The sequence below is a fragment of the Polaromonas sp. genome, from assembly GCF_029945925.1.
Classification (GTDB): domain Bacteria; phylum Pseudomonadota; class Gammaproteobacteria; order Burkholderiales; family Burkholderiaceae_C; genus Polaromonas.
Genome location: NZ_JAQSDN010000006.1, coordinates 1 through 18,130, shown reverse-complemented (window position 1 = coordinate 18,130; position 18,130 = coordinate 1). Strand labels below are relative to the sequence as shown.

Annotated in this window: 6 protein-coding genes; all 6 read left to right on the top strand. The window is 57.8% G+C overall.

Annotated elements, in window-relative coordinates; translation table 11 throughout:
• Nucleotides 1–38: 38 nt before the first annotated feature.
• Entirely contained in the window at nt 39–1,406 is a 1,368-nt protein-coding gene (locus PSV40_RS01655; protein ID WP_300533439.1) for an HlyD family type I secretion periplasmic adaptor subunit, read from the top strand.
• Nucleotides 1,403–2,620: a hypothetical protein gene (locus PSV40_RS01650; protein ID WP_300533437.1), complete on the top strand. Its 1,218-nt coding sequence runs from the start codon at nt 1,403–1,405 to the stop codon at nt 2,618–2,620. The genes PSV40_RS01655 and PSV40_RS01650 overlap by 4 nt, the downstream gene beginning before the upstream one ends.
• A 231-nt stretch (nt 2,621–2,851) precedes the next feature.
• On the top strand, nt 2,852–3,478 hold the full coding sequence (locus PSV40_RS01645) for a hypothetical protein (protein ID WP_300533435.1): 627 nt from the start codon (nt 2,852–2,854) through the stop codon (nt 3,476–3,478).
• Nucleotides 3,475–5,421 (top strand): hypothetical protein, encoded by a 1,947-nt coding sequence (locus PSV40_RS01640; RefSeq protein WP_300533433.1) that lies wholly within the window; start codon nt 3,475–3,477, stop codon nt 5,419–5,421. The genes PSV40_RS01645 and PSV40_RS01640 overlap by 4 nt, the downstream gene beginning before the upstream one ends.
• A gap of 107 nt (nt 5,422–5,528) precedes the next feature.
• Entirely contained in the window at nt 5,529–6,392 is an 864-nt protein-coding gene (locus PSV40_RS01635; RefSeq protein ID WP_300533431.1) for a hypothetical protein, read from the top strand.
• 12 nt (nt 6,393–6,404) lie between these two features.
• Nucleotides 6,405–17,831 carry a putative Ig domain-containing protein gene (locus PSV40_RS01630; protein ID WP_300533429.1) on the top strand — a complete coding sequence of 3,809 codons (11,427 nt, stop codon included), beginning with the start codon at nt 6,405–6,407 and terminating at the stop codon, nt 17,829–17,831.
• Nucleotides 17,832–18,130 lie beyond the last annotated feature (299 nt).

Below are 18,130 nucleotides of genomic sequence, written 5' to 3'. Positions count from 1 at the left end.
AAGGCGAATACCGCAGCGCGTAGTGCGGAGGTTTCCGAATGAGCAGCCTGGCCCAAACCCTGGCCAAGCGTCTGTTGCCTGACGCCGCCGAGTTTTCCCCTGGGCTGCTGGCCATTCAGGAAAGCCCCATGCCCAAGCTGCCGCGGCTGATCTTGTATCTCGTCGGCGGGCTTTTCACCATCTTGCTGGCCTGGGCCATTTTCGCCAAGGTAGATGTGGTGGCCGTGGCCGACGGCAAGCTGGTACCTGTCAGCTACACAAAAATTGTGCAACCGGCCGAAGCCGGTGTGGTGGCAGAAATTCTGGTGCGCGAGGGCGACCAGGTGCAAGCCGGCCAGGTGTTGATCCGGCTGGACCCCACCATGACCGGCGCCGACAGCCGCAGCCTGGCCAGCGAGCTAAGCCTTAAACGTCTGACGTTGCGCAGGGTAGATGCAGAGCTGGCCGGCATTCCGCTCGCCATCAAGGACGGTGACGACCCCGTGATGATTGCCCAGGTGCAGGCCCAGGCCAACGCCCACCGGCAAGCCTTTACCGATTCACTGGCGCAAGAGGTGGCAACCCGCGAGCGTGCGCAAAACGAATTGCGCTCTGCTCAAGAAACGCTCACAAAACTCAAGAACACTTTGCCCAGCTATGAACAAAGTGCCAAAGCGCATAGCAAGCTGGTGGCAGAAGGCTTTTTGAGCCCCATCGCCGGCAACGACAAAGAGCGCGAAGCCATTGAAAAGTCACAAGACCTCAAAGCCCAGGCAGCCACGGTGCAGGGTCTGCTCTCCACCATCACCGCGCAGGACAAAAAAATCGCCGGCCTTTCAAGTACCTTTCGCAGCCAGCTGTTGATAGAGCGCACCGAAGCCATGGGCCAGCTGGCCAAGCTGGAGCAAGACACCCAGAAGATGGGCTACAAAACCGGCCTGCTCGAACTGAAGGCACCGCAAGCCGGCATCGTCAAAGACGTGGCCACCACCAGCAAGGGCGCCGTGGTGCAGCCCGGCATGGTGCTGCTCACCCTGGTGCCACGGGGCGAGCAACTGCTGGCCGAGGTGCAGGTGAAAAATGAAGACGTAGGGTTTGTGCAGACAGGCCAGCACGTGCGCGTCAAGGTCGCCGCTTATCCGTTTCAGAAGTATGGCCTGCTCGAAGGCAGCATCCAGACCCTGGCGCCTGATTCGCAAGCCAGCAATAACAACAACGCCGGCCAATCAGCGCCGCAGGGCTACAAAGCGCTGGTCAAGCTCGACACGCAATATCTGGAGTCCCTCAACGGCGACGCCAGCCAGCGCAAGGGCCTGGAGGCTGGCATGCAGGTGGCCGCAGAAATTCACCAAGGGCGTAGAACCATCATGGAGTATTTGCTGAGTCCGGTGCAAAAGGTGTCGGCTGAGGCGGGGAGGGAGCGGTGAAGGCAACCCTGCTCCTGGCCACCGAGGCTGATGAAGGTTCGGGCCATATTGCGCCGTGGACTGGCTTTGTGGGACAGGCCTTGCAGCAGGGGTTTGGCGTGCACATGGCTGCGCCCAATGTTGAGCAACTTGAACAATGGATGGGCAAGCGCCCAGAAATAGGCATCTGGCAAGCCCCCGTTTTTCGCAGCGCTTCTTCTACAAACCAGGCCTCACCCAAAAGCTGGCCCGAGTTGTTGCTGTCATTGGGTTATGGTGACGCCGCACAATTGACAGGTGCAGTCAAGGCGTGGCTTAGCGTCTTGAAATGTTTGAAGCCAGACATCGTGCTGGCCGATTACGCGCCCGCACTGCTGGCTGCCGCCCGGGTGGCCGGTATTCCCAGCCTGGAGGTGGGCAGCGGGTTCTGCGTGGCACCTTTGTTGCCGGGTCTCCAGCATTTTCCGGGCGTCAAGGGGGGAGACCGCAGCGTTATGGACCAGGCAGCAAGCGCGCTAACCAGTGCATTCAATCAGGCGTTTCAGTCTTGTGGCCGAGACGAGCGCATGGCCTCCTTGAGCAGCATGGCCGGTTGGCCCGTCCAGCGGGTGGTCCTCAGTCCTGCGCAGCTTGACCACTATGGCCAGCGGCCTGGTGTGGTCTACGCAGGGTTTCTGGGGGCGCACAAGGCAGACGAAGAAACGGCCGCATCGGCAGCGCTTCAGCCGCCGTGGCTCGCCAAAGAGCCACCACAGATAAATGAAGAGCAGTCAGCGCGCGTGCTTGGCTACCTCAAGCCGGAGACACCCGGCCTTCAAACGCTGATTGCCCAGCTACGCGCGGCCAACATCACCGCGTACCTGGTGGTGCCCCAAAGCAGTAGCCCGCAGATTGAGCAGCTAGGCAGCGTCACCGTCGTCAACCAGCTCATCGACTTGCCCCAGGCTTTGCAGCAGGCTGACATTTATTTGAGCAACGGCGGTTTGCACGGTGTGGGCCAGGCTCTGCAGGCTGGCTGCTGGCCGGTGGTGCTGCCCATGCAGGCAGAGCAGGTGGCCATGGCCAGAAATCTGGTGGCGCTGCAATGGGGTGGGCTGTACCTGCCGGACACGCATGGGACCATAGACCAGCATGTGCAAACCGTGTTTGCAACACGGCCCAGGCACACACCTCTCGCGCCTAATCCGATCAGTGCAGAAGACACTCTGTTTGGGCTTGTCAGGGAGATCGTATGAACAAGGCGATGGGGTGGACCCATGGCAGTTCATCCAAACGGAGGGTGCGGAACGCCAACAACTGCGATAGGCTGAGGTTGTCATCTCTTACGTCGGAACAGAATTCGGGTTCGACCGCCCCGGCTTCTATAACGACTTCATCAGCGGCAACATTCCGTCGGCGCTGGGTTGGTATGGCCGGCAACCAAGATCTCCCCGGATAGATTCTTCTTGTTATTTTTGGAGCAGCGTATGAAGCGTGGAATTAAATACACCCTCTTGGGGGTTTTAGCGGTCATAGCAATTGTGGCGACATACATGTTGAACTTTGGTCTTTATCCGCGTTTCTTTGATATCTCCTGGGATGAAGAAGTGCAGTTGCACGATGGGCGGGTGATTGTGGTGCATGTCAAGCGGACATATGAGCGGTTTAGCAAATTTGAACGCTGGCGTGGTGTTCAGCGCGATACCGAAATCAGCTTCGATGCAGGGGGGACTATTGGGCGATTCACTAAGAAATTTCAGCGATATGACATTGACTTTCTTCATGAAAAAGACGGGCAATGGTACATCTATCTACTCAATACAACGGGATCCCCACCAGTCAAATTGGTTGATTGGAGCGCAGCCTTTCTCATCCTGAAACCAAACGGTGACATAGAAAGAGCTAAAGGTTGGGATCAGCTCCCAGCAGATTTTCTGACGCGCAACATAATGCCGCCGAGCCCCGACTCTGAAGGAATCGCGAAGTTCAATAACAGCACTTTGACGCTTGCTGTGAAACGCGCGCATTGGAAGGCAAATCCAGCTGGCGCGGGAGATGACGAGGTTTTGCGGCGTCCTGTCAAACCATTGACACAGCAGGGAGAGGCAAAATGACAATCGAAGCCAACATGGTCCTTATGGCTGCAGGGTCATACTGGGATGTAAGACAAGATCGATTTACACCAACTCGCGACGAATCTAACCGCGCTCCCGTCCCCCCCGGCTGGAAAGTCCTGACTCAGTACGACATGGCGGGCTCCGGTTCAAACAGCAGCACTCTCACCGATGGCTTCAGTGCTCGTGTCTACCAAAATATCTCCACCGGTGAGGTTGTCATCTCTTACGCCGGAACAGAATTCGGGTTCGACCGCCCCGGCTTCTATAACGACTTCATCAGCGGCAACATTCCGTCGGCGCTGGGTTGGTATGGCCGGCAAGCGTATCTTGCCGCTGACCTGTATCAGCGTGTCAAGGCTGATGCCACGCTGAGTGACAGCATCAGCTTCACCGGTCACAGCCTGGGGGGAGGCCTGGCCTCCATGATGGCGGTATGGTATGACCGCCCCGCCTATGTATTTGCGCCAGCCCCGTTCCAGCGTTCGGTGGATAGCACTCAGATCCTGGGTACCAAAATTCTCACCGGTGTAATGACGCTCGTCAAGGCAAGGCTTTTGTTGAACTCCGGTATCGACGCGGCATTTTCTGGGTATAACCCGCTTACTGAATTCAGCACACGTGAGGCCAACGTGAAAGCGTGGGCTATTAAAGGCGAGGTGCTTGAAGATGGCTTAACTCGCTTCGCTCCGGGTATCGTGGACTGGATCGAATCTCCAGGGCGGGTATCTCTCTTTAAAGACAGCACTACCAAGCTTTCCCCGGGAGACAAACACAGTATCGACTTGCATGCAGCTGCACTTTTGAGCGACAAATTTAAAACCGAGGCTGGCAAGCTACCCACAGCGCTCGAGCGCCTGATGGATAAAAATTTGTATGGTGGTGACGTGTTGGGTAACAAGCAAGTCATCTTGACAAAACTCGTCCGCAATGAAGTGGGTGTGCGAGATGATTCAGGAAGCCAAGTGCTGCTTGCTGCTAATGGCATGCTCACTCACTTTGCCAACGACCTGCAAAAGCTAGGCACAAACATCGCAGGCCTGAACAAAGCCGCGCAAGACGCCATCATTGCCCAAGGCATCGAGTGGTACTACTGGCAGGGCAACGACTACGCAGGCCAGGAGTTTTTTGTCAACAATGCGGCCCAGCCTGGGCTGTTGCAGTACACCACAGCCCAAGGCTATACAAAGACCAACGGCGATCACCTCACAGGTGCGCAAAACAAGGCGCTAGCCTATGTCAACCAATGGCGCCCTTCCATAGTCGACGCGCATGGCGAGGTTTACTACCCAAGCTTTGGTACCGCATACCAGTGGAATGTGGCTGCGAGTAGCGCGGGCGTTGCTACCACGGCACGAGATGCCACCAAGACCCAGATTTTCCTGGGCCAGGACGGGGCAGACAATTTCACGGGCGGCGACAAAAACGATGTCATCTTTGCTGGCGGGGGAGGTGACACACTCAATGGAGGCGCTGGCAACGACAAGCTCTACGGAGGCACTGGCAACGACACCTACGTATTTACCAGCGCCTGGGGCAAAGACACCCTTCTCGACGGAGACAACAGCGGCTCCATCCAGATCGATGGCGCCACCCTTGGCAAAGCCAAAGCCGGCGGTAAACGCAATCTGTGGGTGGCCGAGCTAGACACAGGCGGCAAGGTCGAGATAAGCGTGTACGACAGCACCAGCTCCACCACCGGAAAAGAGCTGGTGATCAGGAGTGCCGGCAACACCATCACCATCAACAACTTCAATCTGGCGGCAGCGCAAACCGAGACCGGCTACAGCCTGAGCGGGCATTTGGCCACCGTGTTCAACCTCCTGCACCCGGGTGCGGCGCAGCAAGTCATCACCTTTAACGGCGCCGGGATTGGCAAAGGTCAAGTTCGGCACCGACAGTTTGAGCGGCTTGCTTCAGGAATTCAAAAACCTGCGCGCTGATCCCGCTCAAATCAATGCCCGCTTCACCGATCCGCAGATGAAGAAAAGTATTTCGTAAGCATTCTGAGTGCAGGGCTTCCCAAAATAACCCTAAGGAGTCAATCCGTATGAAAACGCATACCAAACTTCACCAACTGCTTGCGCCGCTGCTCAGCATAGTTCTGATACTCAGCGCCTGCGCGAGTACCAGTGGCCCCGGTGTCGCGCAAACCAGCGAACGGCAGGCCAAAGCGCAAGCCATGTTTGCAGAGCGTTGCAAGACGGCAGGCGAAAAGATTCACAGGACGGTGGAGAACGTGGAGGGAGTCTACCTCCTCAAACTTCGGCCCAAAGGGACTAATTACGGCGACCAGTTCAAGCTTGACGATCCATATGGCCGCGACCTGGACGGTGAAGGCTATGTCAAAACCTTTGTTCGGGATAGCTTCGCCAAGATGCGGTCACCGAATCCGAGGCCAGAATGGCCTCTTCGAATTGGCTACTCCTACGTGGAGGTTCAAGACTCCAGGAATGGTCAGCGGTATCGATATACGGGAGCTGTAAAAGCCGTGCGTAAAAAGGATGCTACTGCACTGAATGTCCAAATGGAGCTCCGACGGAATCCCAACTACGACTTGAATATCTACGAATTTGTTCTCGACAGAATCCCGGCCCCTGGAGCTGCGCCTCGTTATGGAGTGACTTACGACGACATTTCCACCCACGAAGAGCGCGAGTACTGGATTGCAGGCAGCTCACTTAAAGTGATTGATCTGCAAACCAACGAGGTCATTGCAGAGCGCATCGGCTACATGATGGATTGGGCACAAGGTAGTCAGGTTGGGGGGCGTTCTCCCTGGCTATTTGCGGCGGACAACGCGTGTCCCGATTTTCATCGCTTTAAAAATCCCGTTGTTCAAACCAAAGGGGCTTCAAATCAATCGTGGCAAACACTCGATTTCGTGGAAAAAGTACTAAAACCATCCAAATAGAGGGAGCAAAAAATGACTGCACCTACCACTGCCGAACTATTGAAATATGCCGACTTGCAAATGGCAGCGGAAGCCTTTCTCGTAAATGAAAATGGCACTCCGAAAACCGGAACTGAGTTAAACAAGGCGCTGACCGACGGCAATTTTCACTCCAGCAAGTTCACAGCCCTCCAGGCCACCGAATTTGGAACACATTGGGAAGTGCTAGACCAAAGAGCCAACACTACGACAGGCTTCAGCGGTACGTTATTCAAGAACAAGGACACCAATGAACTCGTCATGTCCTTCCGCTCCACAGAGTTCATAGACGACGCAGCGCGAGACAACCAGGCCACCAACAGCTTTGAGATCAAAGACACCGGCTTTGCGTGGGGCCAGCTCAGTGACATGGAAACCTGGTATGCCGAGCTTCGATCCAGTGGAAAATTGCCAGACAACCAAGCCTTCAGCGTCACCGGCTACAGCCTGGGCGGGCATTTGGCCACCGTGTTCAACCTCCTGCACCCGGGGGCGGCGCAGCAAGTCATCACCTTTAACGGCGCCGGGATTGGCAAGGTCAAGTTCGGAACCGACAGTTTGAGCGGCTTGCTTCAGGAATTCAAAGACCTGCGCGCTGATCCCGCTCAGATCGATGCCCGCTTCACCGATCCGCAGCTGAAGACCATTTATCAAAACTTGAGAGACACCTTGTCGCGGGATGCATGGAATCTAGCCACCGTGACCGGAAAATATGAGCTCCTGGATCAAGCTGAAGTCCTGCTCAACAGCTACACCTTGCCCAACAATCCAGATGAACCGATGCTGCCTACGCTGGTGCAGGAAAAGGGCTTTATCTCCAGTGTATTGCGCGAAATTCGAACGCTTGTAGTTGAAGCCGAACGCGTGGGAACTTTAGTTGCCGGCGGAAGCGGCGCAGATGCCACCAATCGTCCCGTTCGCGTCCTCGATGAAAATATCGAGGCGCAAAACCTTGACTACCGCATGGCAGTCAAATTGCTCGCGCAGAAATCACAGACGGCCTGGCTTCTCAACGGCGTGACGCAAGCCTATGGCAGCAAAGCTTACCTGGGTAGCTACGGCACTTCACCGATAGGCAACCAATTCGATGTGATGGGTGACACCAGCCCTTCGGCGGTGTCTAACAGCCAATGGCACATCGGCAAGGATGTCCGGATCTTCATTGAGGACCAGCCGCTATACAGAGGTGGAATTGGTGGTGCGGCAGTGGAAGCATCGCTTGACTACGGAAACATCGCGCTTCTAGTCAACGGCTATGCCACCAAGGATTTTGGAGATACCCATAGCCTGGTCCTGCTGGTTGATTCCCTGAATGTACAGAATACGCTGTTGCAGCTGGTGGCCCCAGACCAGCGCGAAATATCGGCATCAGCGTTAAAGGGCATTTTTCAGAATGCATCGAATCTCCGGAAGGAAGACGGAGATCTATCGACGGGCTCCGGGCAGGGCAAGGCTGAAGGCAATGTCCTTGAGAACGTTCTCAATGCGTTGGGTGCCATGCTCAAAATTCCAGGGTACGTGCCCATCAAGGGGGGCCCCGAGGGCGGCACCTGGGCCGATGTAAATGGCAGCGGTGAATACGCGGGCCGGACGCAGTTTTATGAGGCCTTGGACAAAATCCAGAAAGATTCCGGCTTCGTGGCAGCTGCAGGAACCGCGCGACTGGTTGCCGCACCAGCGAGTTGGTCATCGGCAAGAGAGGATTTTGGGGCTTTGCTAAGCCTTGTCTATCTAGCACCATTTGCCCTGAAATTTAATGGAGAAGTGCCAGGCGAATTACAAAACGCACAGCAAGAGTTGTACGGCCATTGGGTCGAAGACAAGAGTATGTCGCCCGAACTGCGTGCTCTGGGCAAGGCCCATATCAGCGATGCATACCTCAAGTCACGCGCTGAATTTCTCACGCGTGTCACTTATTACAACAGCAAGAATGCCCGCTACGACACCAGTATCTGCGGGGTTGTGGAAGGTGACAGCGATGCAACACTTTACGATCTGACATCGCCTGACATTGTTTGGACAGATCGAGCTGCCAATATCAAGATTCAGCGCGGTGGTGCGACTGACAGCACGCAGTATGTTGTGTTTGGCAGCGATCAAAACGAGATAGACATTCAAGGAGGCCAGCGCGATGATCGCCTGTACGGCATGGCAGGCAACGACACCCTGAACGGCTTGGGTGGCAACGACTACCTTGAAGGCGGCAGTGGCGACGACACCCTGGATGGCGGCGAAGGCAATGACATTCTTGTGGGCGGCACTGGTAACGACACCTACGTATTTACCAGCGCCTGGGGCAAAGACACCCTTCTCGACGGAGACAACAGCGGCTCCATCCAGATCGATGGCGCCACCCTTGGCAAAGCCAAAGCCGGCGGTAAACGCAATCTGTGGGTGGCCGAGCTAGACACAGGCGGCAAGGTCGAGATAAGCGTGTACGACAGCACCAGCTCCACCACCGGAAAAGAGCTGGTGATCAGGAGTGCCGGCAACACCATCACCATCAACAACTTCAATCTGGCGGCAGCGCAAACCGAGACCGGTTACCTCGGCATCAAGCTGGACAACACCGCCAAGGTCATCATCAGGCAGGGCACCGGCGTCAACCCTTTCACCGACGCCAGCTTCGACCCTGCCGCGGTCAACGGTACCAGCGCGATCAATGAAGGCGGCGGCGGCCTCTACACCATCTTTCTGAGCACCGAGGCCAAAGCCGGCGACACCTTCACCCTGGCGCTGTCCGGGTTGGCCGACAAATTCAAGGCCGTCTTGGGCGACAGCAAGGTCGATGCCCACGGCGCAGTGATCACCCTGGCCGAAGGCCAGACCCAGGTCAGCTTCTCCCTGGTGCAAGAAGGCGAGCTTGCAGAAAACGCCAGCACGCAGCTCGGCGTGACTTACCGGAGCGGCCAGGAAAGCGAGAGCATCACCTCCAATACCTGGGGCATCAACCTGGCAGATGCCGGTCAAGCGGGCAAAACCTATAACGGTGACCAGCGCGCCCTGCTTCGGGGGCTGGAGATCGATCCTCAGATCACGGCAGACGACAGCGCCTTCAACACCTACAAATGGAGCGCCACCAGCTGGGCCATTGACGGCACGCTCATCGGCGGGGTGGCGCAGGCCAATTTTCACGACGTGATCACAGGCAGCACCGGCAACGACAGAATATTTGGCCTTGGCGGCAACGACGCGCTTGATGGCGGCGACGGCAACGACGAGATCGACGGCGGCATTGGCGATGATCTGATTGGAGGCGGCGCCGGCTCAGACAACATCAAAGGCGGTGCGGGCAATGACACGATTCTGAGCGCCACCGGGCTCAGTGCATTGCAGCGCAACAAACCCGACGAGCAGTACACGCTGCCACCCTACACCACGCTTCGCGCAGCCGGGCCCACGTGGGCCACCTATTACCAGGACGCGAACACACACTTTATTGGCGGTGGCGGCAGCCTGGTGATGGATGACGCACCTGACGTGATTGACGCCGGGGACGGCGACGACCTGGTGATTGCAGGGCTCGGCAATGATCGTATCCGCGGAGGAGCGGGCGCCGACCGACTGTGGGGTCATGGGGGTGACGACATCATCGAGGGCGAAGAGGGTGACGACATGCTCTACGGCGACGGTGTCGGCACTATCGATGCTTATCAAAGCGTCGATCCTGCCCTGCATGGTTCTGACTTCATGGATGGCGGGGCCGGAAATGACCAGATGGTCGGCGGGGGTGGCAATGACGCGATGTTTGGCGGCTCGGGCAACGACGTGATGCGCGGTGACACTTCCGGCGTACGGGCAACTGCAATCGGTTGGCTACCCGGAATTCATCATGGCGATGACTACCTGGATGGAGAGGACGGCGACGACGAACTGGCGGGAGAGGGTGGAGCCGATACCTTGTACGGCGGGGCCGGAGACGATGTGCTGGAAGGGGACCGCATGCAGGATAGCCTGCATGCCGAGTTTCATGGCGATGACTACCTCGATGGGGAAGAAGGCAACGATATCCTGATAGGCGGTGGTGGAGACGACATCTTGCTCGGCGGCGATGGGCACGACGCGCTTTTTGGCGACGATGTCACCGTCGAATTGAGCGGCTATGTGATCGATTCGGCAGTGCATGGCCGGGACTATCTGGACGGCGGCTCAGGTGACGACGAATTGACGGGAGGTGGCGGTGACGACGAGTTATTTGGGGGCGATGGCAACGATTGGCTGAGGGGCGACGGGGCGGGCCTGGCTCTGGCGTTTCATGGCGACGACTACCTGGATGGCGGGGAAGGTGACGATACGCTTTATGGCGATGGGGGCAACGACACCCTGATCGGCGGTGCCGGTGACGACTATCTGGATGGTGGTGAGGGCGATGATGTTCTCGACGGTGGCTCGGGAAACAACCTGCTCCTTGGTGGCGCCGGCAACGACCGTTACATTCTCAGGACTGCCGATGCGACCACCCGGACAGATGTGGAGACGGGTGTGACGACGATGGATACCGGCATTGACGATGGCGAAGGCCAGAACGTGCTTCAGATTGGCGCTGCGCTGGCCGATCTGACGGTGGAGGCGGGTGGTCAGGGCTTGGGGCTTCGCTGGGGTGAAGCGGGGGTTTACCTGCAGAACGTGTCTGCCGCAGGCTCCTTCATCGTCGAGTTGGCAGATGGCACCCAAACCACGGTGCGCCGGTTGGCGGCAACGACGCTCAATGCCGTGGTTGAAAGTTATTCCGGACAGGACGGCGCGGCCGTATACGGAGGCAAGCTGGCAGACACACTTGTTGCGTATGGCTCCGGCAGTATCGTTAGCGGTGGGCTGGGCGACGACACCATCAGGTTGGACGGCGTCAACCAGACGCTGGAATACTTCCAGGGCGATGGCGTGGATACGGTCTCTGGTTATGGGCAGCAGGCGGTGATTGCCCTGGAGGGCGCTTTCAACCTGGACGATCTCAAGCTGGAGGTCAACTTCGTCCAGATGTCCAACGAATATGGGGAGCAGTGGACAGAGCAAAAGACGAGTGTGCGGTTGCGTGCGGGTATCGACGAGCGGATGAACCTGGGTATTGGCAACTGGCTGAACAACTCCAACTTTATTGACCACTTTGCCCTCGCCAATAGCCAGACCTTGAGCTTCAAGGATCTGGTGACACGTGGGGTGCTGGTTACGGGCACCGACCAGAATGACCAGATCTTCGGCACGGATGCGAGCGACCAGATCTATGCGTTGGCAGGGGATGACACGGTTGATGCGGGGGCCGGTGACGACACCATTTATGCAGGTACGGGCACCAAGCAACTAAGAGGCGGCGAGGGCAGGGACACTTATGTCATCGGCGGTGCCAATGCCGGCAGCAACAGCCAGATCGATGACAACGAAGGTGTCAGTTTGATACGGCTGACCGATGTTTCCGACTGGCAAAGCGTGGCCTTGCTGCAGCCTGTGGAAGGCTCCAATGACCTTACGTTGTCTTTGAATGATGGTGCCTTTTTCACGATAACTGATGCGTTGCTGCGTGCCGGAAAATTCAGCATCCAGCTTGCCAGCGGCGAGACACGCAGCCTGGATTCGTTGATCGCGGGGCTCGATGCGCTTGGCGTCGCGGGCAGCTACAACGCGGACATGATTGTTGGCAGCGATCAGGGCGACGTGTTGGATGGGGACGCCGGCGACGATCAGTTGTCTGGCGGAGCAGGTGATGACTTGCTTTTCGGCGGAGACGGGCGGGACGTGCTGGCCGGAGGGCTGGGCGACGATATCCTGTTCGGGGGGGACGGGGACGACAGCTATGTCATTGAAGCCAACGGGGGCAATGACCAGATATTTGACTACACCGGTGTCAACTCGGTGCGGTTTTTGGCGAATATAACACCGGGTCAACTGGCGGTCGAACGCCTGGACGAGAGCACCGATCTGCTGATTCGTATTGATGCCAATAACTCGGTGCTGGTGCGGCGGGCGCTGGAAGGGTCGGTGGCCAGTTATTCATTTGCCGATGGCACCCAATGGTCTTATGCGGACTTGATCAATCGTGTTGCGTCGGCTGACGGGCAGGCTATTGCTGGCGATGATCTTGACAATGTGGTCGATGGCAGTTCCGGCGCCGACTTGCTGCTGGGCAACCGCGGCAATGATGTGCTGCGTGGTCATGATGGCAATGACGAGCTGATAGGCGGCGATGGCGACGATGAATTGGCAGGTGGTGCCGGAGATGATGTGTTGAATGGTGGTGCCGGCGCGGACACATTTCATTTCGCCTTGGGCGATGGTGTGGACAGGCTGATCGACACCGAGGGCAACAGCACTCTCCGGTTTGGACAGGGCATCACACTTGCAGACCTGAGCGCCAGCCGCGTGGTGGTGGACGGGGACAATTATGTCCGGCTGGCCTATGGCGCCGCCGATGCCGTGCTGATCAAAGAGGGGGTCATCCTTTCCGGAGCCGCATTCAAGTTTTCCGACGGAACAACGCTGAGCCAAGCCGAAGTCTATTCGGAGGCCCTAGCACATTCTCTGACGGAGAACCCTCACACCTCAGAAGATGACGAGATATACGGGTACGCCGGCAACGATTTTCTGCTGGGCGGGGGCGGCAACGATCGGCTGTTTGGTGGCAAGGGTGACGACGGACTCGATGGTGGTGAGGGCGATGATGAACTGATGGGCGGTGCCGGTGACGACGTGCTGGATGGCGACGAAGGCAGTGACATTCTGAACGGTGGCGAAGGGCGCGACACCTATGTCATGGGCCTGAACGGAGGCCGCGATACCGTGATGGAGGTTGCTGGAGAAGACAGTGTCATCCGCCTGGTTCAAGGCGACAACAACAGCCTCTCCTACGCACGGGTTGGAAGAAACTTGCTGTTGACCAATTCGGCTTTGAATACCAGTTTTTACATACCTGATTTTTATGTCGGCACGGGGAGCTGGATTCTGAAAACCGCGTCTGGCCTGGAAATGGATTTGCGTGCATTGGCGGTTGCAGGGCTGCTGGACCATACGCCCGAGCAGCGGCGCGAGAATTTTTATGCCGGGCTGGTTTCGCCATTTTCCCTGGAAGGACGGATCTTCTCGGATACCGGAACCCAGCAAATGACGGACAGCTCTGGAAACGAGTACGTCTATTCGTTTAATCGTGTGCGCAAGCTGACGCAATCAGACGAGGCGGAGATAACTGCGTTTGAGGACAGTTCTGAAATTTCGAGGGAGTCAAGTTATTTGCGTTCAGTTCAGCACGACTATAGCTATCAAGTGAGCCAAACCACGTTCACTACGTCGTCCGTTACGACGGGTGGCAGAACCATTGCGGTGCCTATTGCTTCCGGGGTGAGTTTCGGGGCGCCTGCAGGTTGGTCAATACATGTTGGGTCGAACGGACAGTTGATATTTGTGGAGCCATTTACTACAAGAGTTACGCAGATACCCCACACCACGACTACCACGATAACTGGCACGTATGAACAGAGACTCTACCGATACGTGATGACAGGTTCGAGCACGATTGAAGATGTCAGAGGCGGGGATCAGGCGAATACGATTACGCTGGAGGGGACAGCCTCTAAATTGGTAACAGCGGGGGGTGGAAATGATGCCGTGCTGAAAGCGGACCACGTCCGGAACGATTACTTCGGCAGCACCAGTTCGTCCAACTGGGTCGATGGTGGTGCAGGTGACGACATCATTCAGCTCGGGCGTGGTGATGACGAGCTCAGCGGCGGCCAAGGAAGCGACTACCTGGACGGTGGCGCCGGCGCAGATACCTATGTGGTAGCGGTCGAGGACGATGGATGGGATACGATTTACGATTCCGCTCGTGCCTTGATTCAAGTGTCATTTCAGTCGAGCTGGTACGGGAAGCTCGACGCGCAACTCGTCCAAGATTTGACCAGCATCATGATCAATCCGCTTAGGGTGCGGGGAGGGCATGACAGCTTGACGGGAGAAGTAGAGGCAACAACTGAAAACGTAAATGAGTTGATGCGCATTGACCTTGCCCGGCCGTCCGCAGATGAACGCAGTGACAGTTGGCAGGCCCAAGGTTGGAATTTGCCGATGGGTCGGTCTACATTGAATGCGCCAGGCGCGTATCACCTCCCTGATTATCTTCAGTCCGTGGCGGACACAGTGCGCTTTGGGAACGGCATTGCGGTGGCCGATCTCCAGCTTAGCTGGAGTTCGGTGGAGCTTGAGGAAGGTACGAAAGATGTCTTGCTGCTGTCTTGGGGTGGACCCGGCGGTATCAAGGTAGTCATGCCGGATGTAGGCGCAGACGCCGGACAAGGCATTGAAGTTTTTGAGTTTGCCGATGGCTCGACGATGTCGATGCAGCAAATGCTTGAACTGGCACCACCGCGTGTCGTGGTGACCAACGCCATTGTCAACGGCACGGCGATACCCGAGATCCGGGCCGTGCAAGACCAAGCGCTGTCGTTCGCCATTCCCAGCGATGCATTTATCCTGACAGGCAATAAAACGGCGAGGTATGCCGCCAAGTTGGCCGGTTCCGGTGAGGATCTCCCGTCCTGGCTTCAGTTTGACATGCTGACCGGCACTTTCAGTGGAACCCCGCTCGATGAGGATGTGGGTGAACTGACGGTTGAGGTCAAAGCCTATCAAACCTCCACGCTGCTGGCGCAGCAAACTTTCACGTTAACAATAGCGGATAGCAACGACGCACCGGAGGTAGTGAACGAGGTAGGCGATCTTGAGGCGACTGCCGGGCAGCACTTTAGCTGGGTCTTGCCGTCCGGAGTTTTTGAGGATCGGGATGTGGGTGACCGGCTGTCTTATCGGGTAGAGGGCGAGGGAGGGGCCGCGCTGCCCGCGTGGTTGAAATTTAATTATGTGACTGGCAAGCTTGAAGGCACCCCAGGGAACATGAATGCAGGGCTGTTGACACTGCAGCTTGTTGCCACTGATCTGGCCGGAGCACGAGCGGTACAAGTTTTTTCCCTTGATGTGCACCCCGGCATTAATCAAGCCCCGGTGGTTTCGCTTTTACCCAACAACCAGCACGCAGTCCAAACAAAGGCGTTTGCTTACACGCTGCCGGCAGGCACGTTCACAGATTCAGATGCAGGTGATGTATTAACTTTAAGCGCTCATCTCTCAGGCGGCACCGAACTTCCAGGCTGGCTTGCATTCAATGCCGCCACGCAGACTTTCTCAGGTATTCCACCCGATACCGAGGGCGGTCCTTTGACTATTGAGATAGCGGCCGTAGACGCGGCTGGCGCGACGGTGTCGGCTGTTTTCAATCTGGACATTGCGGACATCATTGCCGGAACCGACGCGGACGACATACTGGCCGGAACCACGGGCAATGACGTGATCGACGGCGGGGCCGGCGCGGACCGCATGAGCGGAGGCAAGGGAGACGATGTCTACTACGTTGACGACGTTCTGGACAAGGCGATTGAAAAAGCCAATGAGGGCCATGACACCGTGCGGGCTTCGGTCAGTTTCAAGCTGGGCGCCAATGTGGAAGACCTGATGCTGGAAGGCAGTGAGGCCATAGATGGCACGGGCAACGGCCTGGGCAACATGATTCGTGGCAACGATCAGGCCAACAAGCTCAAAGGCGGAGCCGGCGATGACCTGCTCTTCGGAATGGGGGGTGATGACCACCTGACAGGTGGCCTGGGCGCAGACATCATGCTGGGCGGAGAAGGCGACGACCTGTACGAAGTAGACAATGAAAATGATAGGGTGACCGAGTGGGCGGATGAAGGCACGGACACGGTAGAAGCCTCGGTGACCTACACCTTGAGCGCCAACGTCGAGAACCTCATCCTGACCGGCACGGCAACGATAGACGGCACCGGCAACGACCTGAACAACCTTCTCCAGGGAAATGCCGCCGACAACACCCTCACAGGCGGCGCCGGCAACGACACCCTCAACGGCAAACAAGGGCTGGACACCCTGATAGGCGGTGCCGGCAACGACACCTACCTGTTCGAAGACGACCTCGACATCATTGTGGAAGACGAAGGTGGCGGACGCGACACCCTGATCAGCCGCCTGTCCGTGACACTGGCCGCCAACGTGGAGGACGGCATCCTGCTCGGCTCGGCGACCAGCCTGACCGGTAACGAGCTGTCCAACGTATTGACCGGCAACAACGCCGCCAATATTCTGGATGGCGGCGCCGGTGCTGATGTGATGATGGGCGGCAAAGGCAACGATCTGTACATCGTCGACAGCCAGGCCGACACCGTGATGGAGAACGCCGCGGAAGGTACAGACACTGTGCAGTCTTCCATCAGCTACAGCCTGGGCGACAACGTCGAGCACCTCACGCTGACCGGAACGGCCGAAGCCGGCATGGGCAACGAGCTGAACAACAAATTGACCGGCAACGCCGCCTCCAACAAGCTCTGGGGCGGCGCCGGCAACGACGAACTCGATGGCGGCGCTGGCGCCGACATCCTGTTCGGTGGCTTGGGCAACGACAAATACTGGGTGGACTCGCCCGATGACCTGGTGGTGGAAAACGCAGGCGAAGGCACCGACACCGTCTACGCCAGCGTCTCCTACGTCCTGGCCGACAACGTCGAACGCCTGACCCTGACAGGCAGCGCCAACATCAATGCCGTCGGCAATGCGCTGAACAACCGCCTCGAAGGCAATGCCGGCAACAACGTCCTGTTCGGCGGGCTGGGCAATGACACCTACGTCTGGGGCCGCGGCAGCGGCCAGGACATCATCGTCAACTTCGACGCCGGCAAACCCTCGGGCGACACCGTGCAGCTGGGGGCCGATATTGCTGAAGCCGATCTGGGCGTGGCCCGGCAAGGCAACGACCTGGTCCTGAGCATCAACGGCACCACCGACCAGCTGACCGTGGCCAATTACTTCGAGAACGCCGGCAAAGGCGCCAACGCCCTGGAGAAGATACGCTTTGCCGACGGCACCAGCTGGAACCATGCTGCCGTGCTCAGCCGCACCACCCTTCAGGAAGGCGCCTCCAGCGCCCAGATGCTGCCACCGGAGGTGCTGGCTGGCAACCCGACCGCCCTGTTTGATGCACCGGAACCGGTGCAAACCCAGACCAGCGATGCCGCCACTGCGCCGCAAAGCGTGGCCGAGTCGATTGCCGCGGCCAAAGAGCGCTTCGAGCAGGGCTTGCAGAACCTCACCTACAGCGTGGACGAGCAGGGTGGGCTGAGCCGCAGCGAGTTTGCCGAGCGCCGGGTCTTGCCGCTGCTGTGGAACCTGCAGGATGCGCTTCTGGACATGCAACTGGCCAAGAACCCAGACGGGCGTTTCACGGCTGACATCTCGATGGACAGCCGGGCTACGCGTGATCTTGGGTTGGGCATTGCGTTGCTGGGCGGTGTCAACGGCACGGCTGGGCAGCTCGGGCAGGTGGCCAGGCCTCAGGAGATTCAGCAGTTTGACCTCGCGCAAATGCAGTAAGTACCAAGCGAAACTCAACAAGGCCTTAGGACGTATGGCACTTACATAAGCCAAAAAGGCTGTCATCCCGGCCTTGAGCCGGGATCCATGCCGCATGTTCCACTGCGCAGGCCCGCGAGGCATGGATTGCGGGTCAAGCCCGCAATGACAACTTCAGGCGTCATCCACGTCCCCGCCTGTCATCCCGGTTCAGGCCCGGCCGACAGGTTTGCCGGTATTCGCGACTTAAGTAAGTGCCATTCGCCTTAGGGCTACGCTGAATAAGCCCTGGCCAAAGAGCACCTTGCTGCGTTGACGGT